22 protein-coding genes and 1 riboswitch are annotated in these 23,381 nt (G+C 36.9%); of the genes, 11 read left to right on the forward strand and 11 right to left on the reverse strand.

The window, feature by feature from the left end:
• Positions 1-35 precede the first annotated feature (35 nt).
• A riboswitch (purine riboswitch) is annotated at positions 36-137 on the reverse strand.
• Between the two features lie 274 nt (positions 138-411).
• Positions 412-1,296 carry a YitT family protein gene (locus ACHUFV_RS09280; RefSeq protein WP_394233457.1) on the forward strand — a complete coding sequence of 295 codons (885 nt, stop codon included), beginning with the start codon at positions 412-414 and terminating at the stop codon, positions 1,294-1,296.
• A 20-nt stretch (positions 1,297-1,316) separates the two neighbouring features.
• Here the strand turns inward: ACHUFV_RS09280 and ACHUFV_RS09285 are convergent, their stop codons facing one another.
• Positions 1,317-2,351 (reverse strand): AI-2E family transporter, encoded by a 1,035-nt coding sequence (locus ACHUFV_RS09285; RefSeq protein WP_394233286.1) that lies wholly within the window; start codon positions 2,349-2,351, stop codon positions 1,317-1,319.
• A 352-nt stretch (positions 2,352-2,703) separates the two neighbouring features.
• Here ACHUFV_RS09285 and ACHUFV_RS09290 point away from each other — a divergent pair, with 352 nt between their 5' ends.
• Positions 2,704-4,035, forward strand: a complete 1,332-nt coding sequence (locus ACHUFV_RS09290; protein WP_394233287.1) for a hemolysin family protein — start codon at positions 2,704-2,706, stop codon at positions 4,033-4,035.
• A 101-nt stretch (positions 4,036-4,136) separates the two neighbouring features.
• Here the strand turns inward: ACHUFV_RS09290 and ACHUFV_RS09295 are convergent, their stop codons facing one another.
• Positions 4,137-5,543, reverse strand: coding sequence for a SpoVR family protein (locus ACHUFV_RS09295; RefSeq protein WP_394233288.1), 1,407 nt, complete (start codon positions 5,541-5,543; stop codon positions 4,137-4,139).
• Positions 5,544-5,755: 212 nt separating this feature from the next.
• On the opposite strand from ACHUFV_RS09295, the gene ACHUFV_RS09300 reads away from it, so the two are divergent.
• Positions 5,756-6,010, forward strand: coding sequence for a YhdB family protein (locus ACHUFV_RS09300; protein WP_394233289.1), 255 nt, complete (start codon positions 5,756-5,758; stop codon positions 6,008-6,010).
• A 63-nt stretch (positions 6,011-6,073) separates the two neighbouring features.
• On the opposite strand, the gene ACHUFV_RS09305 is transcribed toward ACHUFV_RS09300, so the two are convergent.
• Positions 6,074-7,816, reverse strand: a complete 1,743-nt coding sequence (locus ACHUFV_RS09305) for a phospho-sugar mutase (RefSeq protein WP_394233290.1) — start codon at positions 7,814-7,816, stop codon at positions 6,074-6,076.
• Between the two features lie 229 nt (positions 7,817-8,045).
• Here ACHUFV_RS09305 and ACHUFV_RS09310 point away from each other — a divergent pair, with 229 nt between their 5' ends.
• Both ACHUFV_RS09310 and ACHUFV_RS09315 read left to right on the forward strand, forming a co-directional pair.
• Complete coding sequence (locus ACHUFV_RS09310) at positions 8,046-8,480, forward strand: disulfide oxidoreductase (RefSeq protein WP_394233291.1); 435 nt, start codon at positions 8,046-8,048, stop codon at positions 8,478-8,480.
• A 2-nt stretch (positions 8,481-8,482) separates the two neighbouring features.
• Positions 8,483-8,956: a thioredoxin domain-containing protein gene (locus tag ACHUFV_RS09315; RefSeq protein ID WP_394233292.1), complete on the forward strand. Its 474-nt coding sequence runs from the start codon at positions 8,483-8,485 to the stop codon at positions 8,954-8,956.
• Between the two features lie 33 nt (positions 8,957-8,989).
• Here the strand turns inward: ACHUFV_RS09315 and ACHUFV_RS09320 are convergent, their stop codons facing one another.
• Positions 8,990-9,388, reverse strand: coding sequence for a YhcU family protein (locus ACHUFV_RS09320; RefSeq protein WP_394233293.1), 399 nt, complete (start codon positions 9,386-9,388; stop codon positions 8,990-8,992).
• 162 nt (positions 9,389-9,550) lie between these two features.
• On the opposite strand from ACHUFV_RS09320, the gene ACHUFV_RS09325 reads away from it, so the two are divergent.
• Complete coding sequence (locus ACHUFV_RS09325) at positions 9,551-10,471, forward strand: RluA family pseudouridine synthase (RefSeq protein ID WP_394233294.1); 921 nt, start codon at positions 9,551-9,553, stop codon at positions 10,469-10,471.
• Between the two features lie 43 nt (positions 10,472-10,514).
• Here ACHUFV_RS09325 and ACHUFV_RS09330 read toward each other — a convergent pair whose 3' ends face one another.
• Entirely contained in the window at positions 10,515-11,339 is an 825-nt protein-coding gene (locus ACHUFV_RS09330; RefSeq protein WP_394233295.1) for an aldo/keto reductase, read from the reverse strand.
• Between the two features lie 249 nt (positions 11,340-11,588).
• On the opposite strand from ACHUFV_RS09330, the gene ACHUFV_RS09335 reads away from it, so the two are divergent.
• From ACHUFV_RS09335 to ACHUFV_RS09345, 3 genes are all read left to right on the forward strand, one after another.
• A complete protein-coding gene (locus ACHUFV_RS09335; protein ID WP_394233296.1) occupies positions 11,589-12,206 on the forward strand; it encodes a DUF47 domain-containing protein in 618 nt (205 codons plus the stop codon).
• 14 nt (positions 12,207-12,220) lie between these two features.
• The gene (locus ACHUFV_RS09340) at positions 12,221-13,219 is read left to right on the forward strand and encodes an inorganic phosphate transporter (RefSeq protein ID WP_394233297.1); all 999 of its coding nucleotides are present in this window, start codon (positions 12,221-12,223) and stop codon (positions 13,217-13,219) included.
• Positions 13,220-13,414: 195 nt separating this feature from the next.
• On the forward strand, positions 13,415-14,716 hold the full coding sequence (locus ACHUFV_RS09345) for an NCS2 family permease (protein WP_394233298.1): 1,302 nt from the start codon (positions 13,415-13,417) through the stop codon (positions 14,714-14,716).
• A 76-nt stretch (positions 14,717-14,792) separates the two neighbouring features.
• On the opposite strand, the gene ACHUFV_RS09350 is transcribed toward ACHUFV_RS09345, so the two are convergent.
• Together ACHUFV_RS09350 and ACHUFV_RS09355 are read right to left on the reverse strand one after the other, a co-directional pair.
• Positions 14,793-15,737 carry an alpha/beta hydrolase family protein gene (locus ACHUFV_RS09350; protein ID WP_394233299.1) on the reverse strand — a complete coding sequence of 315 codons (945 nt, stop codon included), beginning with the start codon at positions 15,735-15,737 and terminating at the stop codon, positions 14,793-14,795.
• A 12-nt stretch (positions 15,738-15,749) separates the two neighbouring features.
• The gene (locus ACHUFV_RS09355) at positions 15,750-16,283 is read right to left on the reverse strand and encodes a helix-turn-helix domain-containing protein (protein WP_394233300.1); all 534 of its coding nucleotides are present in this window, start codon (positions 16,281-16,283) and stop codon (positions 15,750-15,752) included.
• Positions 16,284-16,486: 203 nt separating this feature from the next.
• Between ACHUFV_RS09355 and ACHUFV_RS09360 the strand changes: the two genes are divergently transcribed.
• Positions 16,487-17,152: a spore coat protein gene (locus tag ACHUFV_RS09360; protein WP_394233458.1), complete on the forward strand. Its 666-nt coding sequence runs from the start codon at positions 16,487-16,489 to the stop codon at positions 17,150-17,152.
• Between the two features lie 45 nt (positions 17,153-17,197).
• Here the strand turns inward: ACHUFV_RS09360 and ACHUFV_RS09365 are convergent, their stop codons facing one another.
• Positions 17,198-17,800 (reverse strand): YczE/YyaS/YitT family protein, encoded by a 603-nt coding sequence (locus ACHUFV_RS09365; RefSeq protein ID WP_394233301.1) that lies wholly within the window; start codon positions 17,798-17,800, stop codon positions 17,198-17,200.
• Between the two features lie 178 nt (positions 17,801-17,978).
• Between ACHUFV_RS09365 and ACHUFV_RS09370 the strand changes: the two genes are divergently transcribed.
• Positions 17,979-19,013 (forward strand): lactonase family protein, encoded by a 1,035-nt coding sequence (locus tag ACHUFV_RS09370; protein ID WP_394233302.1) that lies wholly within the window; start codon positions 17,979-17,981, stop codon positions 19,011-19,013.
• Positions 19,014-19,053: 40 nt separating this feature from the next.
• On the opposite strand, the gene yhbH is transcribed toward ACHUFV_RS09370, so the two are convergent.
• The 3 genes from yhbH to ACHUFV_RS09385 form a co-directional block, all read right to left on the reverse strand.
• A complete protein-coding gene (yhbH, locus tag ACHUFV_RS09375) occupies positions 19,054-20,226 on the reverse strand; it encodes a sporulation protein YhbH (RefSeq protein WP_394233303.1) in 1,173 nt (390 codons plus the stop codon).
• Positions 20,227-20,499: 273 nt separating this feature from the next.
• A complete protein-coding gene (locus ACHUFV_RS09380; protein ID WP_394233304.1) occupies positions 20,500-21,525 on the reverse strand; it encodes a TRAP transporter substrate-binding protein in 1,026 nt (341 codons plus the stop codon).
• Between the two features lie 39 nt (positions 21,526-21,564).
• Positions 21,565-23,256 (reverse strand): methyl-accepting chemotaxis protein, encoded by a 1,692-nt coding sequence (locus ACHUFV_RS09385; protein ID WP_394233305.1) that lies wholly within the window; start codon positions 23,254-23,256, stop codon positions 21,565-21,567.
• Positions 23,257-23,381 lie beyond the last annotated feature (125 nt).

Consider the following 23,381-nt stretch of genomic DNA (forward strand, 5'->3'; position numbering starts at 1 on the left):
AGCTGCAGATGAAAGGAAATTTAATCAGATAGCATTATCAGAATAAATTTCCTTGTAGTCTAGCTATTTACGGCAGCTTGGTAGAAACATTCAGACCTTATTTCTGAATATATACAAGGAATAGTAAGCAGAAGCGGCTTGTTTAGCCTCTTCAAACTTAAGTTTGATAGGTATAATTTCGTTCATTCTAGCAGACACATATTAAGCCAGTCAATTCTTTAATGTATTCAGGATATTATAATAAATTTCAATTATCTAACAGATGTTTACCAACCAAAATACATTGGTAATAAACTCCTTTCAAGGCTTCTCTTTATTATTATGTATGAATTTATGATAAAATATGAATAAATGAAAATAGTTGCAATAGAGACTTTTTACATAAATGAAGGGGGAAATTGGATGGAGTCAATGCCACAAGATGTAATTGCAGAAATAAACCATAAGAAGTTAACCGCTGTACAAATTGTCAAAAGAGCCTTTTTTATTATTATCGGGGCAGTATTAATGGGCGTAGGCCTTGAGGAATTTCTTGTCCCCAACAAAATCCTTGACGGAGGAATTGTTGGAATCTCGATTATTTTATCCCATTTAACTGGCTTTAAATTGGGACTCTTTATTTTCATCTTAAATATTCCATTTTTTTATATTGGCTATAAACAAATTGGAAAAACCTTCGCATTATCTACTCTTTTAGGAATTACCATTCTATCATTCACAACCTCATTACTTCATGAAGTACCTGTTTTCACAAATGACCCTTTGCTGGCAACCGTTTTTGGAGGAATTGTATTAGGAGCGGGCGTCGGAACAGTTATCCGCTTCGGAGGATCTTTGGACGGTACTGAAATTATGGCCATCCTTGTCAATAAAAAGCTGCCATTTTCCGTTGGAGAAGTCGTCATGTTCTTTAATATTTTCATTTTCGGTATTGCAGGCTTCGTATTTGGCTGGGATCGAGCCATGTACTCTCTAATTGCTTATTTCATCGCTTATAAAGTTATCGATATTATGATCATAGGATTCGATGAATCAAAATCAGCTTGGATTATCAGTGATGATCATAAAAACCTAGGGGATGCTATTTTAGCCCGTTTAGGTCGTGGTGTTACGTATCTAACTGGTGAAGGAGCCTACACAGGCGACGACAAAAAGGTCATTTTCTGTGTTATCACAAGATTAGAGGAAGCAAAGCTAAAGTCCATAGTAGAAGAAATTGATCCCTCTGCATTCCTCGCAGTCGCAAACATTTCAGAAGTCCGCGGAGGAAGATTCAAAAAACGTGCAATCCACTAAAAAAAGCTGAGATCATCCACTCAGCTTTTTTCTGTATGATTCATGACATCCTTTTCTTCGCGATTTGTAACCTCAAACACATCAAGGAAGAAAACAAAAATCGGAATACCAATAATCAATCCCCAAACTCCAAAGAAATGCTCAGAGAAGATTAACACAATAAATGTATAAAAAATAGGAAGATCTGTTTTTGAACTCATAAGCTTTGGATTTAAAATATACGCCTCAATTGCGTGGATAATTGCAACGGTGATTAAAATATATACAACCTGGATAAATCCGCCGATTGTATAAGCAATAAGGCTAAGCGGGATAAGTGAGATAATTACCCCTGCAACGGGAATTAATCCAAGGAAGAAAATCATAATCGCTAATCCAAACAATTGTGGGAAGTCCATGATTGAAAGTGCAATTATAGATAGAACGCAATTTACAATCGCAATAATAAACTGTGCTTCAATAACCTTCCCAAACGTACGGGCAAATTTCCCGCCAAAATATGCAATCTCTTTATAAAAGGCAGCCAGCTTGCTATGCTGAAATTTCTGTGTAAAAGTGATCAGCCTTGGTTTTTCTAATAAAAAGAATAAACTAAGCAGCAACGCTAGAAATACCTGTAAGGCCAATTGACTGAAATTAGTGAAATAGCTAATGACAAAGGTCAGTCCCTGCTCTAAATATTGAGAAATTTGGTTTTTCTCTAAAAGACTTACTAGGTAGTTCATAATAGCATTCTCTTGCGGTTGTTTATAAAAGGCCGTAACCTGTTTGATCAGTTCTGTAATTTCATAAAGTACAATTGGTAAATATTTCACAATTCCATATGATAGCAATCCAACAATAAGCGTATAGGAGACTAATACCGTTAACTTCCTATTGATGGGGAGTATTTTGGTAACAAAAGTTACTAAACGATCCATTAAAAAGGAGAAAATAAATGTCAGCAGAATAAAATTTATCATGCTTTTCATGCTGTATAAAATCAGAACGATAAGAACAAAAATGAAAATCCTTTTTATTCCTTTATTTTGTAATAATTTCGTAAGTTCGTTCATAATTCATCCCCTTTTTCTAATACCTTACAGGTTCTGATCTTCAACATAAGTTAGAGCAATCTTGTTATATTAATATTAGCTGATTTTCATTCATACGTATAGGCAAATTAAAGAAAACCACTTCCGTTTTTCTCTGCCCCATACTATTCAACATGAAAATGTCAGTATGCTATAATGAATCAATAAGAAAATAAATAATGGGTATAGTTTTATACTATATATTCTACTTGAAATCATTAAATAAAGACATAATATTACACGTATTCATATGAAAATTACTTGATGAAGATATTCACAGTAGATAATCTGTTTATTATTAGGAGGTGTATGCCTTACCCTGGTAAGGCTGCTATTGATCACGATTAACCTACTTTTAATCGCTGTTTTAATCGCGTTAACTGCTTTTTTCGTTGCAACTGAATTTGCCATTGTCAAAGTAAGAAGCTCACGTATTAATCAATTAATTGAGGAAAATAAAGCTGGTGCGAAAGCAGCAAAACATGTTATTACGCATCTTGATGATTATTTATCCGCCTGTCAGCTTGGGATTACCATTACAGCTCTTGGTTTGGGCTGGCTTGGTGAGCCGACTGTTGAGAAAATTCTACACCCTATCTTCATTCAAATGCATTTGAATGAATCCTTATCACATCTATTGTCTTTTCTCATTGCCTTCAGCTTCGTTACGTTTATTCATGTTGTTGTAGGTGAATTAGCACCGAAGACCATTGCTATTCAAAAGGCAGAAGAAATCACATTAGCCTTTGCAAAACCAATCATTTGGTTTTATAAGATTATGTTCCCTTTTATTTGGGTACTGAATGGATCTGCCAGACTGCTTACTGGTTTGTTTGGACTTAAGCCGGTCTCTGAGAATGAGTTAGCGCACTCAGAAGAAGAACTGCGAATTATTTTGTCTGAGAGCTATAAAAGCGGGGAAATTAATAAATCTGAACTAATTTATGTAAACAATATCTTTGAATTTGACAATCGTATTGCAAAAGAAATAATGGTGCCTCGTACAGAAATAGTCGGGATTCCATTGGAAGCAACTAAAGATGAAGTCCTCGCTATCATTAAGGAGGAAAAATATACACGATACCCAGTCATAAACGGTGATAAAGATAATATTGAAGGAATAGTCAATATTAAAGAGCTGTTAACAGCCTCCTTTAATCACTCCTTTACTGATTCAAACAGCCCGATCATTCCATTTATCAAACCCGTTATTCGTGTCATTGAAACCGTCCCGATACATGACCTTTTACTAAAAATGCAGAAGGAACGCTCACACTTGGCTATTTTACATGATGAGTACGGTGGAACTGCAGGTCTCGTCACAGTTGAGGATATTATTGAGGAAATTGTTGGAGAAATACGTGATGAATTTGATACGGATGAAGTGGCAGATATTCAAAAAATCGCAGAACATCATTATATTATTAGCGGCAAAGTATTGATGGAGGATGTAAATGATTTACTGGGTACAACCCTTTTGGAAGAAGATATCGATACATTAGGCGGCTGGTTTCTTTCTCAGCAATTTGACGTCCAATTAGGTAATCAAATATCTGCAGAGGGATTTACATTCACTGTCACTGAAATTGACGGTCACCATATCCAATTTATTGAAGTAAAAAAAATAACCGAATTAGAAATGAATCAAAAGGCTGACTCTGAATAAAAGAGCAGCCTTTTTTAAGCTTTGATAGTAAGCAATGCTAATAAAATCAACAGCGTTCATCAATTAGTTATTATATATTAAAAAGTTGCTAATACCAGATCTTAAATAAATTTTCGTTGAATATTTTTCCCATCATACGTAAATAGGATATGCCTTTCCTCGCTTACCGTTTCCAAATGGACTGCTCTTCCCCATAATTGATGAACATATGGAAGAACCTTTTCTAGGTAACGTAGATCTAATTCAATTCCTTCGTACCAATGCTTTAAATAGAGCTCTCCACTCTTCATATAATCGCCGTCATTCACCGTGAGATAAGGAAAACCGCCATTAACTCGCATGTTTACAAGCTGGTCACGGACTTGTTCCCATTCCTTTCCGACAATCTTATATTCCTTTCCTTGCTTTTGGAAAAGATACATATCTTCACGCATGACTAAGTCCTTTGTTAAATAATTTCGTAAAAAGGAAATGTCTGATTCAATTTCACGAACCTCAAACATTTTTTCTCGCCCTGAACCAGCTACAACACCTCTTTTTTTCATTTCTTCTGTAGGGTTGTTAAAACGCTCTTCAATATCCTCATAAATTTTCAAACCTAAGTAATAGGGATTAATGCTTGTACGGGAAGGCTGTACAACGCCTGCATTTAGCTTGGCGAACTCCAGCGCCTCAGCACTTGTTAAATCCATTTCCCGCAAAATTCGCTGATGCCAATAGGAAGCCCATCCCTCATTCATAATTTTTGTTTCCATTTGCGGCCAAAAATACAGCATTTCCTCCCGCATCATTGTTAGGATATCCCGCTGCCAATCGGTTAGTTCACGACTGTACGATTCAATAAACAATAATAAATCCTTTTCAGGCCGCGGTGGGAATTGCCTTTGCTTCTTCTTATCCGAAGTTTGTGGCTTTGCTTCATCCAGTGACCATAAATCATCATACTGTGAAGGTTTTTTAACTTCTTCAAACTCAACATCCTCCAAATCCCACGAAAGCTTTGGCCGAATTAATGATGGATCTATGTGTTCTTCAATAGCAAGCACTGCGTCTAGAAATAGCTCTACCTCCTGTTTTCCATGAAGAATTTCATATTTTCTTATTCGATCAGCCGTTGCCGCCATACTCTCGACCATTTCCCTCTTTGTATTTTGGAAGCGAACATTATTCTTAAAGAAATCACAGTGTGCTAATACGTGAGCAACAATCAGTTTATTTTGAATAAGCGAGTTTGAATCAAGTAAAAAGGCATAGCAGGGATCTGAATTTATCACAAGCTCATAAATTTTAGATAAGCCAAGGTCATAATGAAGCTTCATTTTATGAAATTGCTTTCCAAAGCTCCAGTGTGAAAAACGCGTAGGCATACCGTATGCCCCGAAAGTATAAATAATATCTGCTGGACATATTTCATAACGCATCGGATAGAAATCAAGCCCAAAACCCGTTGCGATCTCAGTTATCTCACCTATTGCATATTCAAGTTCTTTCCTTTCTGCTTCGTTCATCCCACTCTCTCCCTTCATGCTTCCATATCTCAATGTATGAGGTAAAAAGCTGAAAGATGAATGTTTGTGTCAAGCAATTAAAGAAAAGCATGGGTGCCTTGCCAATCGGAAAGTTTGTTTATTCTTATCCGTCCAACATTTACACTGTAATATTTTCGCCTTCCTTCATACACTAATACTAACTCCTTAGAACAAAAGGAGGAGGAGAGGATTTGATGACTATGGACTATGACCGAGCATTATATTACACACACCGCTCGGAATGGGATAACTTATTAATCCTTATGGTAAGAACGTCTGATAATTTTTTGGCAAAGAAAATTGAACATTTTCTTCATGCCTATAATTTTGAAAAGGATTATTCCATTATCGAAAAACATTTATATTCTTTACTAAGATATATTGATCATGCTCTTGAATTACATGATCGTGATATAGCAGACGAAACATTATACATGCTGAAATGAGTTCGTAGCAGTAAGAAAAACAAAAAAACACGGATTCTTCAAGAATCCGTGTTTTTAAAAGGATTATTTAGACAAGTCAGCCATTTTTTGTTCCACAAGCTCCATAAATTGTTTTTCCATTTCGGCAAGCTTTTGTTTACTCTCATTTAAATCAGAGCCAGACACACTAAAGTAAAATTTCACTTTCGGCTCTGTTCCAGATGGTCTTAAGCAAATCCAGGTTCCATCTTCAAAGTAATATTTAATCACATTTGATTTTGGCAAGGAAATAACCTTTTCTGTTCCATCCGCTTCAGTCCTAGAACCGGTTAAATAATCTTCAACGGCAGAAACTTTTAGACCATCTAGCTCTTGAATCGGGTTAGCGCGGAAAGAGGCTAGTGTTTTTTGAATTAATTCAGCCCCGTCCTTCCCTTTCAATGTTAAGGACCGAAGTCCTTCTTGGAAAAAGCCGTATTGATTAAAGATAGAAATAAGTGCATCATGTAAGCTCATGCCTTTCTTTTTATAGAAAGCACTTACCTCTGTTGCCAAGAGGGCAGCTTGAACAGCATCTTTATCCCTTACAAAATCACCGATTAAATAACCGTAGCTTTCCTCATAGCCGAACAAAAACTTATATTCACCAGTCGTTTCATATTCTTTTATTTTTTCACCGATAAACTTAAATCCAGTTAAGACATCCAGCGTTGTTACACCAAAGGATTCAGCAATTTTTCTTCCTAATTCACTTGTGACAATCGTTTTAATCATCACACCGTTCTTTGGCATTGTTCCCTTTGCCTGCTTCTCAGACAAAATATAATGTAAGAGGATTGCACCTGTTTGGTTTCCAGTCAGGACAACATATTCACCCTTCTCATTTTTAACAGCAATGCCTAACCGATCAGCATCTGGATCAGTTGCAATCAAAAGATCTGCTCCAATTCTGTTTCCTTCCTCTATCGCCAATGTAAAGGCAGCATGCTCTTCCGGATTCGGACTTTTTACTGTTGAAAATTCAGGGTCAGGTAATTCCTGTTCTTTCACGACTGACACATGTTGATATTTTAAGGCCTTTAAACCGTCTCTAACTGGGATATTTCCCGTACCGTGAAGCGGTGTAAATACCACTTTTACATCAACTTCGTCCGCCATATTAGGGTTCTCCGAAATGGTCATGAGCTTCTCATTGTATGCTTGATCGATTTCTTGACCAATCATTGTGATTAAACCTTTATCCATTAAGGACTGTTGGTCCTCTACCTGAATTAATAATTCATTCTCAATTTCATTGATTTTTGCAATGATGACATCTGCTCCTTCAGGAGGGAGCTGCCCGCCATCTGGTCCGTAGACCTTATATCCATTATATTCAGGAGGATTATGACTAGCCGTTATCACAATCCCAGAAAATGCATGCAGGTGGCGGACAGCAAATGATAACTCCGGCGTTGGACGCAAAGCGTCAAACACATACGACCGGATGTCTCTTGTAGACAAGGTTTTAGCCGCCTCCATGGCAAATTCAGGAGAAAAATGACGTGAATCATAAGCAATAACAACGCCTCTTTTTTTAGCCTCCAGCCCATTTGCTTCAATATATGCAGCGAGTCCGGCAGAAGCCTTTCGAATCGTGTAGAGGTTCATACGATTCGTTCCAGCTCCAATCTCACCTCTCATACCTCCTGTTCCAAATTCTAAATCCTTATAAAAAGCCTCTTCAAGGCTTCTATCGTCTTTTTTTATCTTATCTAATTGTTCTTTAACAACAGTATCTAAACCCTCGAATTGCAACCATCTTTCAGCCTTTTGCTTCCAATCCATATGTAACCCTCCTAAATCAATCCATCTTTATCACATTATGTTAGTAATGAGGTACTCTATAAAATATACAGGAAATATACTAATTAATAAAGAAGTGTTCCAAACCATCTAACCGAAAAAAAACAACAATTTTTGCTTTTTATTTTACAGTATTTCTAGTTCCCATATATAATTCATAATAGATGGAATAATTTGTACAAGCCATCATTATTGTTTTAGGGAGGCCATAATGGAAAAAAGTCAAAAAGATAAACGGGAATCACTCCTTTTCATAGCATGGGCAGCCTCAGTTATAGCCATGTTTGGCAGCTTGTACTTTTCGGAGATTCGTCAATTCGAGCCCTGTACACTGTGCTGGTATCAGCGTATTGTTATGTATCCCTTTACAATCCTTTTAGGAATTGCTTATGTTAAAAAGGATTATAAAATGTCCCTGTATTCGATGATATTATCAGCGGTCGGTGGAAGCATCTCCATTTATCACTATTCATTACAAAAGCTAAGCTTTCTTGCCGATTTTGCACCAGCCTGTGGCAGAATTCCTTGTACAGGTCAATACATAAATTGGTTTGGATTTATCTCTATCCCATTTTTAGCACTAATCGCCTTTATTATTATCTTCATTTGCAGTATTCTCATCTGGAAACATTCAAAGGAGGACTAAAGATGAAAAAAGTACTGATATTTTTAGCCATTATTATTGTGTTGTTTATCGGAGTTGCCGTACTAACGAATATGCAAAACAACGAAAAAGTGGAAGATAATCCATATAAGAAGGATACGCTTCATCCAGAGACTGCAGCATTATTAGATAATGAAAATTATCAAAACATCATCTTACCGGATGAACTGGATCAAAAGTTGAATGACAAAGAAGATATGACTGTTTACTTTTTTCAATCAACATGTGAATACTGTAAACAAGCTACCCCCATTCTTTCTCCATTAGCTGAAGAAATGGAAATAAATCTTGTCCAATATAATCTGCTTGAATTTGAGCAAGGATGGGATGATTATGGAATTCAAGAAACACCAACAATTGTTCAATATAAAGATGGAAAAGAAACAGCGAGGATTACCGGATTAACAAGTGAAGAGGAATACAGACAATGGTTTACTGAAAATAGTCAAAAAAAATAAAAGTCTGCACTAGCAGCCTTTTATTTTTTTTTGCTAAACTAACAATTCATTAGCAGCTCTAGAATATATACTTAATTCGCTATTTCCTGATAGTTTCAAGTCTGCAAATTGTTGAAATTCAAAAGGAAAATTCAAACCATATTGTTCAAGAATAGAAATATTTTTATAATAAGTTTCAATATACTGCTCATCCAAACTGTCACTTTCAAGGATGGAAATGATTGTTTGTAAGCTTGTAATGACTTGAAAAGCATCCTTTAACGTATCCAGCTGTTCAAAATGACTTGACGAAATATATAATACGTTAAGCCTTTCAAACTTTGCAATCTCTTCATCAGAAAAATAATTCGGAAATACATCTGAATACAATTGCCTAATCAACTCCGTAATTTTTTCTTGCTGATCCGGAGTCGAAGCAAAAACCACCTTCACAAAAAACCCCCACCTTTTAACTGCTCTATAATCATCACTGTTAGATATACATAGAATAACATATTATCGTGTGATATTATGGTGGTAATTCACACCACAAGCAAAAGAAAATGGATAACAAGGAAAGCTAAGAGATTACTGTCTGTAAAAGGAGATTTTCTTATGATTAAAACAAGCCGAAAAGGAGAATGGCTGGAAATTATTATCCCGGAAGAATGGGATGGCACATCTGTGCAGGATTTATTCCGAACCATTTGGAATGCACCTAAAAAACTAACTCATTCTTTAAGAATGGAAAAAGGCGTAAGAATAAATGGACAAGGTGCAGATTGGACAGTTTCTCTAAATCAAAACGACCGGCTTGATATTCGGCTTTTTTCCGAGCAGGATTTTGGTATACAGCCGTCCTATCATGATATAGCCATACTATATGAAGATGATCATCTACTGGTTGTCAATAAACCCTCTAATATGGATACACATCCTAATTCTCCTGAGGAAACGAACACATTGGCAAATGCAACAGCCTATCATCTGCTTTCTCAAGGTGAATATAGACAGGTTAAACATGTTCACAGGCTTGATCGAGATACAACCGGAGCTGTACTATTTGCTAAGCATTCCTTCATTGGTTCTATTCTTGATCACATGCTTGAAAAGCGAGAAATCAAACGAACCTATCTTGCTCTTGTTGAGGGAATTCTAAAAGTCAAAAAGGGTTCCATCACCGAACCAATCGGACGTGACCGTCATCATGCGACGAGAAGAAGAGTTTCTCCATCAGGCCAAAAGGCTGTAACCTATTTTGAGGTTTTGAAAACAGATCACAAGCAAAATCTTACCCTGGTAAAATGCTTCCTTGAAACTGGACGCACCCATCAAATTCGGGTCCATTTCAGTCATATAGGCCATCCACTTGCAGGTGACCTTTTATATGGCGGCAAACCAACATTTTCACGACAAGCATTACATGCAGTAAAACTGGAATTGACCCACCCTTTTACAGAAGAAAAGATTATTTGTCATGCCCCCTTCCTTGATAAACAAAATATTTTCACGGGAATTGACCCCTATTCAATATAAAAAATCCTGCAAATAGCTTTGCAGGATTTCCTTGTTTATTATTTTAAAAATCATCTGGATTTGGTCCAAATCGCTTATTTTCATTTAAGCCATTGATTTTTTCCATATCCTCATCTGTTAATTCAAAATGAAAGATATCAGCATTTTCTTTAATTCTAGAAGGTGTGACTGATTTAGGAATCACAATGACATTATTTTGCAGATGCCATCTTAAGATTACTTGTGTACTTGTCTTTTCATACTTTTCTGCGATTGACAGTAGGGTAGGATCATCAACTAATTTTCCTCTTGCTATCGGTGACCATGCTTCAACAGCAATATCATTTTCTTTACAAAATGCCCTTACCTTCTCCTGTGTCAGCAAAGGGTGTAGTTCAATTTGATTCAAGACGGGCTTTTCATTCGCATGGGTGAATAAATCCTCCAGATGATGTATCTGAAAGTTACTAACACCTATTGCCTTTATAGTGCCCTCTTGGTAAAGCTTCTCTAACGCTTTCCAAGTATCTATATATTTACCCTTTACAGGCCAATGTACTAAATACATATCAAGATAATCCAAACCAAGCCTTTTTCGGCTTTTTTCAAAAGCAGCAAGTGTTTCTTCATAGCCCTGGTCTGTATTCCAAACCTTTGTTGTAACAAAGATTTCCTCCCTTGGGATCCCGCTTTCCTTCAGTGCTTGACCGACTCCCTCTTCATTATCATAGAAAGCAGCCGTATCAATTGAACGATACCCCAAGCTTAATGCCGTTTTTACTGTATCAACCGCAACACCGCCAGCCTCTACTTTGTATACACCAAGGCCAAACTGCGGCATCTCTACTCCGTTATGTAAACGAATCGTATGATTTATGCTAATAACCATATTTGCACCTCCATTGCCTAATTTAACCATATCTTAACACTAAAATAAAAGACAGTGAATAAAATACACACATAAATCCTTTAGACAGACAAATATTAAAAATAGAAAATTTATTTATAAAGACCGCAAGAGGATTAATATTAAGATTATGTAAATTTTTCGCGAAATAACTTTAACATTCGACATTTTTTTTATAAAATTATCTAGGCTTGTTTGGCAAGATTGGATAAATAATTGGGGGTAACAAAAATGGTATTTAAAAAGAAGGATAAATTCTCTACTTTACTGAACAATATTTCCACAAATTTGAAGGAAGCAGCAAACTATTTTTATGATTATAAATTAAAGAATGTCAGTGATTTAAAAGTCTTCTCCGAAACAATGAAAGAATATGAAACTAAAGGAGATACATACATCCATGATGTGATTAAGGAATTGAATAATGCCTTTATCACTCCAATCGAAAGGGAAGATATTCTTGCCCTAGCGATGAGTATGGATGATGTATTAGACGGATTAGAACACTGTTCTGCTCTATTTGAAATGTACTCAATCACAGAAGCAGATGATTTCATGCTGAAATTTGTCGATGCCATTAAAAATTGTTCTCATGAAATTCAAGATTCAATCGATCTTCTTTCAACGAAAAAGCTTCCACAGATTCGTGACCATGCGATTAAAATTAAGGATTATGAATCAAAATGTGACGGTATACGTCGACAATCCATTAAACATTTATTTTCTGTTGAAAAGGATCCAATTAAAATCATTCAATACAAGGAAATTTATGAAAATCTTGAAGATATAGCTGATTACTGTCAAAATGTTGCCAATACATTAGAAACAATAATAATGAAGAATGCGTAAGGAGTAGTAACTACATGGATGGACTTATTATTTTAACGGCCCTTATTGTCATTTGTGCCTTAGCATTTGATTTCATTAATGGATTTCATGACACGGCAAATGCAATTGCAACTGCTGTTTCAACTAAAGCGCTTAGACCTCGGCATGCGATTCTATTAGCAGCGGTTATGAACTTTGTTGGGGCCATGACCTTTACGGGTGTAGCAAAAGCGATAACAAAGGATATTGTAGATCCCTTTACATTGGAAAATGGCTCTATTGTTATTTTAGCGGCTTTGCTTGCAGCTATCTTTTGGAATCTGCTTACTTGGTATTACGGAATCCCTAGCAGCTCGTCACATGCCATTATCGGTTCAATTGCAGGCGCTGCTATCGCTGCAGCTGGATTTAATGCACTGAATTATAGCGGGTTTATTAAAATTATCCAGGCACTTATCATTTCACCAATACTAGCCTTTATCGTAGGCTATATTGTATATAGTATTTTTAAAGTGATATTTAAAGAAAATAATTTAGCAAAAACAAACAAAGGCTTCCGGGTAATTCAAATTTTCACGGCTGCTTTGCAAGCATACTCACATGGAACAAATGATGCACAGAAAGCAATGGGAATTATCACTATGGCCTTAATTTCTGCCGGACAGCTTTCTACTGACGATGTTCCATTCTGGGTTCAACTATCCTGTGCGCTAGCCATGGGTCTTGGTACTTCTGTCGGCGGTTGGAAAATTATTAAAACAGTCGGCGGTAATATCATGAAAATTCGCCCTGTTAACGGCGTTGCTGCCGATTTAACCGGTGCCATGATTATTTTCGGTGCTACTTATATTCATTTACCCGTAAGTACAACGCATGTTATTTCCTCATCAATTATGGGCGTTGGAGCTTCTCATCGATTAAAGGGTGTTAAATGGGGAACTGCACAACGAATGCTTATCACATGGGTAATCACTTTACCGATTTCAGCTACCGTTGCAGGTATTTTCTACTATATATTAAATATATTCTTTTAAGATTAATTGGTTCGTAAAGGGTAAGAATCTATTCTTGGATTCTTACCCTTTCCTATTTTAGTATTGCTTTTATTAATTTCAGAAGCATCTATTTTTGTTTTTTACTCATACTAAGAAAAAACTTGAATTACATCATATAAACGAATATTATAGAAGATGTGATTGTAAATTGTTCGTACTTTTTGGAGGGCAACTATGTTTAAACTTAAGGAAAATAACACAACTGTGAAAACAGAAATTATGGCTGGTATTACCACCTTTTTAACGATGGTTTATATTGTCGTTGTAAACCCAATTATCTTATCCGATGCAGGTGTTCCTTTTGATCAAGTTTTTATGGCTACAATTATTGCATCTGCTGTCGGAACTTTATGGATGGCATTGTTCGCCAATTATCCAATCGCAGTTGCTCCTGGAATGGGCATGAATGCCTATTTCGCCTACTCTGTTGTTGGTTCGCATGGTAATATCGATTATCAAACTGCCTTTGCAGCTGTATTTATTGCAGGTATTATTTTTGTTATTTTATCTTTAACCCGTTTTCGTGAGGTATTAATTGAAGCGATACCCGAAAATCTAAAGCACGGAATTAGTGCTGGGATAGGCTTATTTATTGCCTTTATCGGCCTCCGCTTAACTGGCTTAGTGACAAGCCATCCGTCCAATCTCGTGGCATTAGGTGATCTTCACTCGCCGTCAGCCCTTTTGGCATTATTCGGCCTAGCTGTTACCTTAATTCTCATGACATTAGGAGTGAACGGTGCATTATTTATCGGAATGGTCGTTACCGCTCTAGTCGCTTTCCTTTTCGGTCAGCTTTCATTTAATGAGGGTTTTGTTGCACTGCCTAGTATTCCTGAAGGACTTATCATCGCTAACCCAATTACTGCCTTCGGTGAGGTCATTCAGCACAGCCTTTATGCAGTTGTATTTTCATTCTTATTAGTAACCATTTTTGATACGACAGGTACAATGGTTGCTGTTGCACAGCAGGCAGGCCTGATGAAGGATAAAAAAATGCCCCGTGCCCGTGAAGCATTGCTGTCAGATTCGATTGCTACTACGATCGGGTCGATGTTTGGTACTAGTCCTACCTCTGCTTTTATCGAATCCTCTACAGGTGTTGCTGCCGGAGGGAGAACAGGATTAACAACCCTAACTGTTGGTATTTTATTTATTGTTTCAGCGTTCTTCGGACCGCTTGTCAGTGCGGTATCAGGATTATCTGCTATTACAGCCCCTGCATTAATAATTGTCGGCAGTTTAATGATGGGGAATGTGGTTCATATCAACTGGCATGACTTTGAAGAGGCCTTTCCAGCCTTTCTAATCATCCTAAGTATGCCATTAACATCAAGCATCGCAACTGGAATTGCACTTGGATTTATCTCATACCCGCTGCTTAAACTAGTAAAAGGAAAATGGCGCGAAGTTCATCCAATCGTATTTGTATTCGCCATCCTTTTCTTCTATCAGCTCGCGTTTCTGCCACATTAATAAGTAATGGTGTCAGGCACCGCATAAAGACAAAGTAAGTAGTTTTGTCCATATGTGGTGCCTGACACCATTTTTGTTAGTGAAGGTAATATTCTTTTAGCCATTTCTCCATTATGTCGAAAAGGTCCGTATCGATTGGCTGGTCAAATAGTGTTTTATATTCCTTTATTAAAGTAAGCATTTTATGCTCTTTCGTATATTTACGTAGAATATGATTCATATCATGAATGATATGCCACTCTGATTCTCCTTTTACCATTCCTGCTATTTTTTCTGCATGGTCTGGTGGTACTTGTATATCTTTATCCCCTGTAATAGCGAGCGTAGGACAGGTTACTTTCTGTAAGTACTCGCAGACATCATAATCGTATTGCTCCCGCATCCATTTCGCGTTTATTTTCGTACCTTTAATTTTTAACGTATCTTCCGTAGAATTCAGGATTTTAGCCATTACTGCATCCTGCTGTTTCTGTGCTTTTGCAGCTACTTTCAAAAGTTTAAATAACCAGCCTTTAAAGCCCCTTGTTTCTTTAATCTCTTTCATCGCCATTTCAAACTGTTTTGGCAATAAAGCCTTTGAGGAATCTGCGGCTCCAGCCAACAGCATTAATCCTGCAGCCGGCTCCTGATCATGGACTGCGGGTGCAAGCAAGGCACCCTCACTATGTCCTAATAGTATGACTGAATTGGGATCTACACGATGATCCATTTTTAAAAACCTAACACATGCTGCAGCGTCATCAATGAGGTCCTTTACACCTGCTGTGTAATAATCACCGCCGCTTTCATGTGTACCCCTTTTATCATAACGAAGAGTAATAAAACCATTGGATGTAAAGAACTCTGCTAAATCCTTATAAATGTTGATTACTATTCCTTTGTCATTACCGTCTCTGTTCGTCGTCCCTGTCCCAGGAATAATCAAAATAGCCGGATTTTTTTCTTTTAAGTCGGTTGGAATGGTTAACGTGCCCTTTAGCGTATATTGACCTTCAATCGTAACATCTATATTTTGGCTCATGTTTACATCCTCCTAATCGGCTTCCGGAATAATGATTGTTGAAATATAACGTTTCTTTCTTTCAGGACTTGGCTTATTGGCAGAGGCCTTTTGAAAAATCTTTGCCATTTCAATAAAAAAGTCCTGAAATTCCTCATCACTTAAATAAAAGGCTGTCTGCCTATACGCTACTCCATCACGCTCTAAATCAATTTTTTCCTGCTCCAGATAACTCTCAAATTGAGCTAATAAATGCGTTGTAAATAACATAAAATACTGGATGTGCTCTTCTTTAGACACATTGTTTACATCCTTTGTCGTGATACTTGCTTCAAGCGGATTTAAGGAATAAACCTTTTCTATTGTTCCTCTAATTGGTTTTTCGTCGCTAATAATTAATATATTTGCTTTTACAAGTGTATCTAGCTGGCGGTAAAGAGTTGCTTGAGCGATTTCCGGCAAGAGCTGTGCAAGCTCCTTGGCAGTTCTTACATCACCACCAAGAAACTTTTGAATAATTCTTAAACGGACAGGATGCAGTAATATATCAATTTTTCGTTCTTTCATGTTAAATCACCTTTTTATTATTTATATTGATTATATTATCATATTTGATAACATAATGTCAAAAATAGAAAGTGTTTTTTATGTAAGGATGAAATTACTATCTATTGGTGATTATCCCTTACATGATTATAGACATTTTTAACACAATAATCATGTATGGCATATAAGCCTGCAACTATGAAGTGGAGGTCATTCATAAGATGATGAATAATCAACAGCTAGGAATGATGAATAATCAACAACAAGGAATGAATCAACAGCCTGTGCTTAACAACCAAGCAATGATGCAAAATATGCAGCGGCAATCAGATACGAAACACGGTGGACATGAAATGATGGATGTTCATGAAGTTTTAAGCTGTACTATTTCGACATTGGATCAATATTTACTCTATAAGCAGCATGTAAAGGATCCTGAATTATTGGATATCATTAACCGTCAGCACCAATTTATGCTGACTACCTACAATATCTTAACGGAATGCTTCAAATCCGGTATGAACCCATCACAGCCTACTTCCAGTTATAAAATGACACAATCAAACGACGTGGCTTACGGCTTAACTCCAAGTCAGCCAAGAAAGCCGAAAATGGATCCATCCGAAATTGGAGATCGCTGTATTTCAAATTATATGCTGGGATTAATTAAGGCTGATGCAAATGGACTTACACGAGCAGCACTTGAAGTTACAAACCCTGTGGTCCGAAGGGTAATGGCCGATTCTGTACCAAACTATATCGAGATGGCGTATGAAATATTCCAGTATCAGAACAAGCATCAATACTACCAAGTAGCACAGTTGTCAGAACAAGATATGCAGCTAGTATTAAACAGCTATACAACGACCACCGGTCAAACTCTTCAATAATGAAAAAGTCCAGGTACTAATAAATGCTCTCCTATAGGAGAGCATTTAACTGATTGTGTAAAGCTTATGCGATAACTGATTAAAAAATTGAATGATCGTTCCGATACAAACCACCAACACAATCGTACCGGCTCCAATTTTACCACCGACTATGATTCCAATGATAATAAAGGTAATCTCAAGGATCGTTCTTGATACCATTAAGCTTAATTGAAACCTTTCACATAAAGCAACCATCATGCCATCATATGGCATCCTTGGCAAATTAGGCGTTAAATAAATCCCTACTCCAATTCCTATTAATAATACACCTAACAGAAAACACGACCACCTTAATATAGGGGTACTTAAGAATAATTCTAAGTCAGAAAATATTATTTCCATCCAAAAATCAACAACTAGGCCCCAAAATACCATTGTAATAACGGACTCAAACTCCGGCCTCTTCTTTAAGAGGAATGAATTAAATAATAAGAACAATCCCTGTGAAATAATAACCCATGTTCCAAAGGTAAAACCTGACTTTTCTGCTAAAACCATTAACACTACATCCTGAGGACCAGCTCCCGCATTAGACTTCAGGATAAACGTAACACCCAAACAAGCGATGCTGATGCCAATCACATAAAATAATATTTTTTTCCCCATGTCTCTCCCCTCTGCACATTATTTCGAATCTATTTATTGTTATAAACTATACAGCTTTTCCATTATTTATTCCGATTAACTGGCTGACTCCGTTTTTTGTATATGCCTCCACTCGCATATTGAATTCCGATTATGATAAGATTCTCTGTAGATATATTTGTTACAGGAGGAAATGTAAATGACAAAGTTTCGCGGATTTATTGGTACATATACAAAAGGCAGCAGTGAAGGAATTTATACTTTCACCTTTAATACAGAATCTACAAAGGTTGAGGATATCAAGGTTGCAGCTAAAATAGAAAATCCTACTTATCTAACCATCAGTTCTGACCATCAGTATTTATATTCTGTTGCCAAGGACGGTGAAAACGGAGGAGTAGCATCCTTTTCTCTTAACAATATTACGGGTGAATTACAATTTCTAAATCAACAAACCGAAAAAGGGTCTCCCCCTTGTCATGTTAGCGTGAATCGAGATAACCACTATCTTTTATCAGGAAATTATCATAAGGGAACGGTAGAGGCATACATAATCGATCAAGAAAATGGAACAATTAATCCAGCTCCTTCTAAAATTCAGCATCAAGGAAGAAATACCGAGCAAATACCACATACACATTATGCGGCATTCACTCCGGATGAAAAATTTATATCAGTGATCGATTTAGGAATTGATCAGCTGATTACCTATCAGTTACAAAATGGACAATTGACAGTAGTTAATCATATCGCCTTTCCAGCAGGAAGCGGTCCTCGTCATCTTGCCTTTCATCCAAATGGAAGGTTTGCCTATATAATGACCGAATTCAGTTCAGAGGTTATTGTCCTACAATATGATGCAAATAATGGAGCATTTAAAGAAATACAAACCATATCTGCTATACCTGCTGATTTTACAGAGAATAATCAAGGCAGTGCCATCCAGCTTTCTTCTGACGGCCGATTCATATATGCAGGCAATCGCGGACATAACAGTATTGCCTTGTTCAGCATTGACCCTGAGACGTATAAGCTGACCTTTGTGGAGCACATCTCAACAGCAGGAGACTGGCCACGTGACTTTTCACTGGACCCGACGGAAGAATTTATGATTGCTTCAAATCAAGAGTCGAGTAATCTAGCTGTATTTAAAAGAAACACTGACACTGGGAGACTGACATTGCTTCAATCCGATATTACTGTTCCACACCCAGTGTGTGTAAAGTTTATCTAAAATTAAAATCGGCAGGTGCTCTTAGCACTGCCGATTTTTTCTATGCATACTGCTTTGTCTCTCCTTCGTTTTTAAAGAAGCTCTTCATAGCATGAAAGACATCTGCCTTTTGCTTGAGGATATAATATTTGAAGTGTTCATTTTTGATGTTTTTGTAGGCGGACATAAGAGTTGAATGTCGATTATACTGATTAACTTCACCATATCCGAACATACTCGATACCTTAATTAATTCCTCTACAAGCTTTACACAACGAGCATTATCAGAGGTCAAGTTATCTCCATCAGAAAAATGAAATGGATAGATATTATACCGGTTTGGATGATATTTTTCCTCAATCAACTCAAGTGCTTTTCGATATGCAGATGAACAAATGGTTCCACCGCTTTCTCCTCTTGAAAAGAAATCCTCTTCTGAAACAACCTTTGCCTCCGTATGGTGAGCAATAAACTCAATTTCTACAGTTTCATATTTTGAACGCAAAAACCTGGTCATCCAAAAGAAAAAGCTTCTGGCCATGTACTTCTCCCATATTCCCATACTGCCGCTCGTATCCATCATAGCTAGAACCACTGCTTTTGAATCTGGTTTTACAATTTCGTTCCAGGTTTTAAACTTCAAATCCTCTTTATATATTGGATGAAATTTAGGTGTTCCTTTCATAGCATTTCGTTTAAAGGCAGACATCATCGTTCTTTTCTTATCGATATTACCCATTAATCCTGTCTTTCGAATATCATTAAATTCAATATCTTCAACAATATTCTCCTGTAACTCTTTCTTCTTTAAATTAGGAAGCTCTAATTGTTTAAATAATGCCTCTTCTAATTCCATTAAGGAAACCTCTGCCTCAAAATAATCTTCTCCAGGCTGGTCTCCTGCGCCCTGTCCTTTGCCAGGTCCCTTCTTTCCATCTGAACCATCACGTGCAACTACATCTCCTACTTTGCTATCCCCGTCGCCTTGACCCACATGTTTATTCTTATCATAGTTATAGCGGATCTTATATTCGTCAAGAGAACGAATCGGTATTTTTACAACTTCTCGGCCGTTTGACATAATAATACTCTCTTCTGTAATTAAATCGGGGAGATTATTACGTATCGCTTCTTGAACTTTTTCTTGATGCCGCTGTTGGTCATCGTGGCCTTTGCGATGGAGGGACCAATCTTCTTTGGAGATCACAAATTGATGGTTATCTTTATCGCTCATTTCAACCCCTCCTTAAAAAATAGTTGCTTTCATTTGCACATATTTACCTTTCACACATACAATATCCCGAGTGAAAATTTCAGATAAATCGGTGGATTACTCTATCATATGCGGAAAGACAAAATAATTTACAAGTAATTTCATTATTGGATGAATTGCCTGAAGAAAAAGACAAGTTTTTTATAGCGCAGTGATTCTTATCTCTTCTGTTAAAATCCTAAGCAAAAACCCGATGAACAATTTCACCGGGTTTTTATCAATTATTATACTTTCTTATTTTGAGGTTTCATTCATTAATTTATTAAATAATTCTTCCCCAACATCGCTTTTTACATCAGAATATATACTGCTCATAGCATTTTTAAATTCTTGTTTTTGCTCATCCGTATACTCTATAACTTCCATACCTTGTTCTTTTAACAACTGAAGCGCCGTTTCTTCATCTTCCCTCGATAACTGCCTATTATACTCACGAGTTTCGTAAGCTGCATCACGAACCACCTGCTGCAGGTCTTCAGGAAGACTATCAAAAAACTCTTTATTAATAACCACTGGCCACGGTGAATATGTATGGCCTGTTAACGATAAATATTTTTGTACTTCATAAAATTTCATTGAATACATAAGGGATAGTGGTGTTTCCTGTGCATCTACAGTATGACTCTCCAGAGCACTATATAATTCTGTAAAGGCAATTGGTGTTGCATTCGCTCCTGCTAAATCCCATGCCTTAATTTGCATGGGATTTTCTAATGTCCGCATATTAATACCCGCTAGATCTGAAACATTTGCAATAGGTCTAATATTATTTGTTAAGTGCCGGAAACCGTTTTCCCAATAAGCCAGTCCAACTAATCCTTTATCCGCCATCGAATCAAGAACTTCCTGACCTACTTCACCATCTAATACTCTATGAGCTGTTTCTGAATCATTAAATAAATAAGGCAAATCCCAAACCGCCATGCTTTTAGTTACTGCATCCAAAGGCGCAGAAGCAGGAGCCATCATCGTTATTTCACCGAGCAGAAGCTTCTCCACCATTTCTCTTTCACCGCCAAGCTCGCCATTCGGATGAACTTCCACCTTAATTCTCCCATTACTATTTTTTTCAACCAGTTCTTTAAACTTTTCAAATGACTTTTGTCCAAAATGTTCCTTTGCAGCAGCATGCCCTGCAATAATCAAATAGGTATCTTTCTCATCTGCATCTTTACCTTTATTAGAAGAAGATTGACCACATGCAGCTAAAACCATTGCTATGCCCAAAATTAATACCAGCATGAATTTCCTTTTTCTCATGGAATGATACTCCCTTTGTCATCAGACTTTCTTCTACTTTTATAGCTTAAATTTAGAAATAATAAATAGAAGATCCTCCGCCATTTTAGATAGAAATTGTGCCGATGCAGCCACTTCCTCCATTGCGGCAAACTGTTCTTGCGTCGCTGCAGCACTCTCTTGACTGTTATGGGAACTTTTCTCAGCAATCTCTGTCGCTTTTTCTATTGATTCCTTAATCCGGCTGCTTGCCCTTATCATCGTTTCTACAGACGAACTAACTTCAACAACCTTTTCTGTCACTTTTCCCATTGCCTGAGAAATAGATTTGAATGCATGATAGGCCTCTTCTGTTTCTTTCAGACCCTGATCAACCTGCGTATTTTCCTGTTCCATCATTTGAACAGATTCCATTGTTTCAAGCTGGATATGGTGTATCATTTTTGTTATTTGACCTGCTGAACGTTTCGATTCCTCGGCCAGCTTTCTAACCTCTTCGGCAACAACGGCGAAACCTCTTCCATGTTCACCCGCTCTTGCAGCTTCAATAGCTGCATTTAAGGCAAGTAAATTCGTCTGTTCAGCAACACCTGTAATGATTTCAATAATTTGGCTTATTTCATTTGAGCGCTCTCTTAATGAATGGATGGAATTGCTCGCCTTTGATACAGTTTGTTGGATTTGATTCATTTGTCCTACAACATGGTCAATATACTTTTCTCCTTCACCAGTTAAATCGCTTGTCTTTTTCGTTAAATTCAGCATCTCCTCACTATTTTCTGCTACCTGTTGAATGCCGTTATTCATATCATTGATTAAACTAGATAATGCTTTATATTGAATTAATTGCTGTTCGATGCCTTCCGCGCTGTCCTGCGTCATTCTCGATACCTGCTCGGCAGCAGAAGTGCTCTCTGCTGCACTAGCAGCCAATTCTTCACTACTTGACGCAACACTTGTCGATGATTCCTGAATTTGCCCTACCACCATTCGCAAATCCTGTACCATTTTATTGTAGGAATCGTAAAGATCTCCCACCTCGTCATTTGATTTTTTCTTCAGCTTTTTGATATGTAAGTCTCCTTCTGCAACCTTATGAAGAACCTCTGCAGCCTGTTTTATCGGCTTTGATATTGAACGGCTCATTAGTATCGATAGAGCGACACCTAAACATACACTTACGATCCCTATTACTAGGACAAAAAGCTTTGTACTAGAAACTAAATCTGATGCTTCTTTAATCCCGCTAAATACAATTTTCTCCTGTCCTTTATCGAGTTCTGCAATTTTTTTCTGGAAGACGTTTGAAATTGTTTTTCCTGATGTGTTCATTAAATTTTTATATCCGATTTCATCGCCTGCATTTTTCAGCTTTATTTCCTTTTGAACAATCTCATCGTTTCTTATCTGAAAAGCAGATAGTTGTTTAATAATCTCTATATCCTTCTCATTGTTGTATGCTTTTAGCATGTTTTTGAGGGTTTCTTTTGCCTGGGCCAGGTACTCATCATATTGTGCTACATATGTTTTATCACCTGTTAATAAGTAATTTTTTATTGCATTGGATTGATCAAAATAAAGGATCTGTAAATCTTTCGCAAACATTGCATTTTCTACGTTTTCTTCAATAAGCTGTTTGTAGGTATGCTCTGTAAAACTTATTCTATTAATTGAAATGAAACTGCCAATCACTAATAATAAAAGAATAAACAAAAATCCTGCTAATAGTTTTTTGCCTATTGTTAGTCCCATAACAAGTTCCCCTTTTATATTAATAAGGCAATTTTAACGCATCCGATATGTTATGGTCTGTGAGAAAAATAACAATTATCAGTCAAAATAAAACTTTTGACCTATTTCGATGCAGCCACTTTATT

The organism is Niallia oryzisoli, assembly GCF_043641075.1.
GTDB classification, from domain to species: Bacteria; Bacillota; Bacilli; order Bacillales; family Cytobacillaceae; genus Bacillus_BD; species Bacillus_BD oryzisoli_A.

Excerpts from the sequence above, each read along its gene's own strand:
- ACHUFV_RS09280 (WP_394233457.1), top strand. The coding sequence starts at position 412 with ATGCCACAAGATGTAATTGCAGAAATAAACCATAAGAAGTTAACCGCT.
- ACHUFV_RS09285 (WP_394233286.1), bottom strand. The coding sequence starts at position 2,351 with ATGAACGAACTTACGAAATTATTACAAAATAAAGGAATAAAAAGGATT.
- ACHUFV_RS09295 (WP_394233288.1), bottom strand. The coding sequence starts at position 5,543 with ATGAACGAAGCAGAAAGGAAAGAACTTGAATATGCAATAGGTGAGATA.
- ACHUFV_RS09305 (WP_394233290.1), bottom strand. The coding sequence starts at position 7,816 with ATGGATTGGAAGCAAAAGGCTGAAAGATGGTTGCAATTCGAGGGTTTA.
- ACHUFV_RS09310 (WP_394233291.1), top strand. The coding sequence starts at position 8,046 with ATGGAAAAAAGTCAAAAAGATAAACGGGAATCACTCCTTTTCATAGCA.
- ACHUFV_RS09315 (WP_394233292.1), top strand. The coding sequence starts at position 8,483 with ATGAAAAAAGTACTGATATTTTTAGCCATTATTATTGTGTTGTTTATC.
- ACHUFV_RS09325 (WP_394233294.1), top strand. The coding sequence starts at position 9,551 with ATGATTAAAACAAGCCGAAAAGGAGAATGGCTGGAAATTATTATCCCG.
- ACHUFV_RS09330 (WP_394233295.1), bottom strand. The coding sequence starts at position 11,339 with ATGGTTATTAGCATAAATCATACGATTCGTTTACATAACGGAGTAGAG.
- ACHUFV_RS09335 (WP_394233296.1), top strand. The coding sequence starts at position 11,589 with ATGGTATTTAAAAAGAAGGATAAATTCTCTACTTTACTGAACAATATT.
- ACHUFV_RS09340 (WP_394233297.1), top strand. The coding sequence starts at position 12,221 with ATGGATGGACTTATTATTTTAACGGCCCTTATTGTCATTTGTGCCTTA.
- ACHUFV_RS09345 (WP_394233298.1), top strand. The coding sequence starts at position 13,415 with ATGTTTAAACTTAAGGAAAATAACACAACTGTGAAAACAGAAATTATG.
- ACHUFV_RS09350 (WP_394233299.1), bottom strand. The coding sequence starts at position 15,737 with ATGAGCCAAAATATAGATGTTACGATTGAAGGTCAATATACGCTAAAG.
- ACHUFV_RS09355 (WP_394233300.1), bottom strand. The coding sequence starts at position 16,283 with ATGAAAGAACGAAAAATTGATATATTACTGCATCCTGTCCGTTTAAGA.
- ACHUFV_RS09360 (WP_394233458.1), top strand. The coding sequence starts at position 16,487 with ATGAATAATCAACAGCTAGGAATGATGAATAATCAACAACAAGGAATG.
- ACHUFV_RS09365 (WP_394233301.1), bottom strand. The coding sequence starts at position 17,800 with ATGGGGAAAAAAATATTATTTTATGTGATTGGCATCAGCATCGCTTGT.
- ACHUFV_RS09370 (WP_394233302.1), top strand. The coding sequence starts at position 17,979 with ATGACAAAGTTTCGCGGATTTATTGGTACATATACAAAAGGCAGCAGT.
- yhbH (WP_394233303.1), bottom strand. The coding sequence starts at position 20,226 with ATGAGCGATAAAGATAACCATCAATTTGTGATCTCCAAAGAAGATTGG.
- ACHUFV_RS09380 (WP_394233304.1), bottom strand. The coding sequence starts at position 21,525 with ATGAGAAAAAGGAAATTCATGCTGGTATTAATTTTGGGCATAGCAATG.
- ACHUFV_RS09385 (WP_394233305.1), bottom strand. The coding sequence starts at position 23,256 with ATGGGACTAACAATAGGCAAAAAACTATTAGCAGGATTTTTGTTTATT.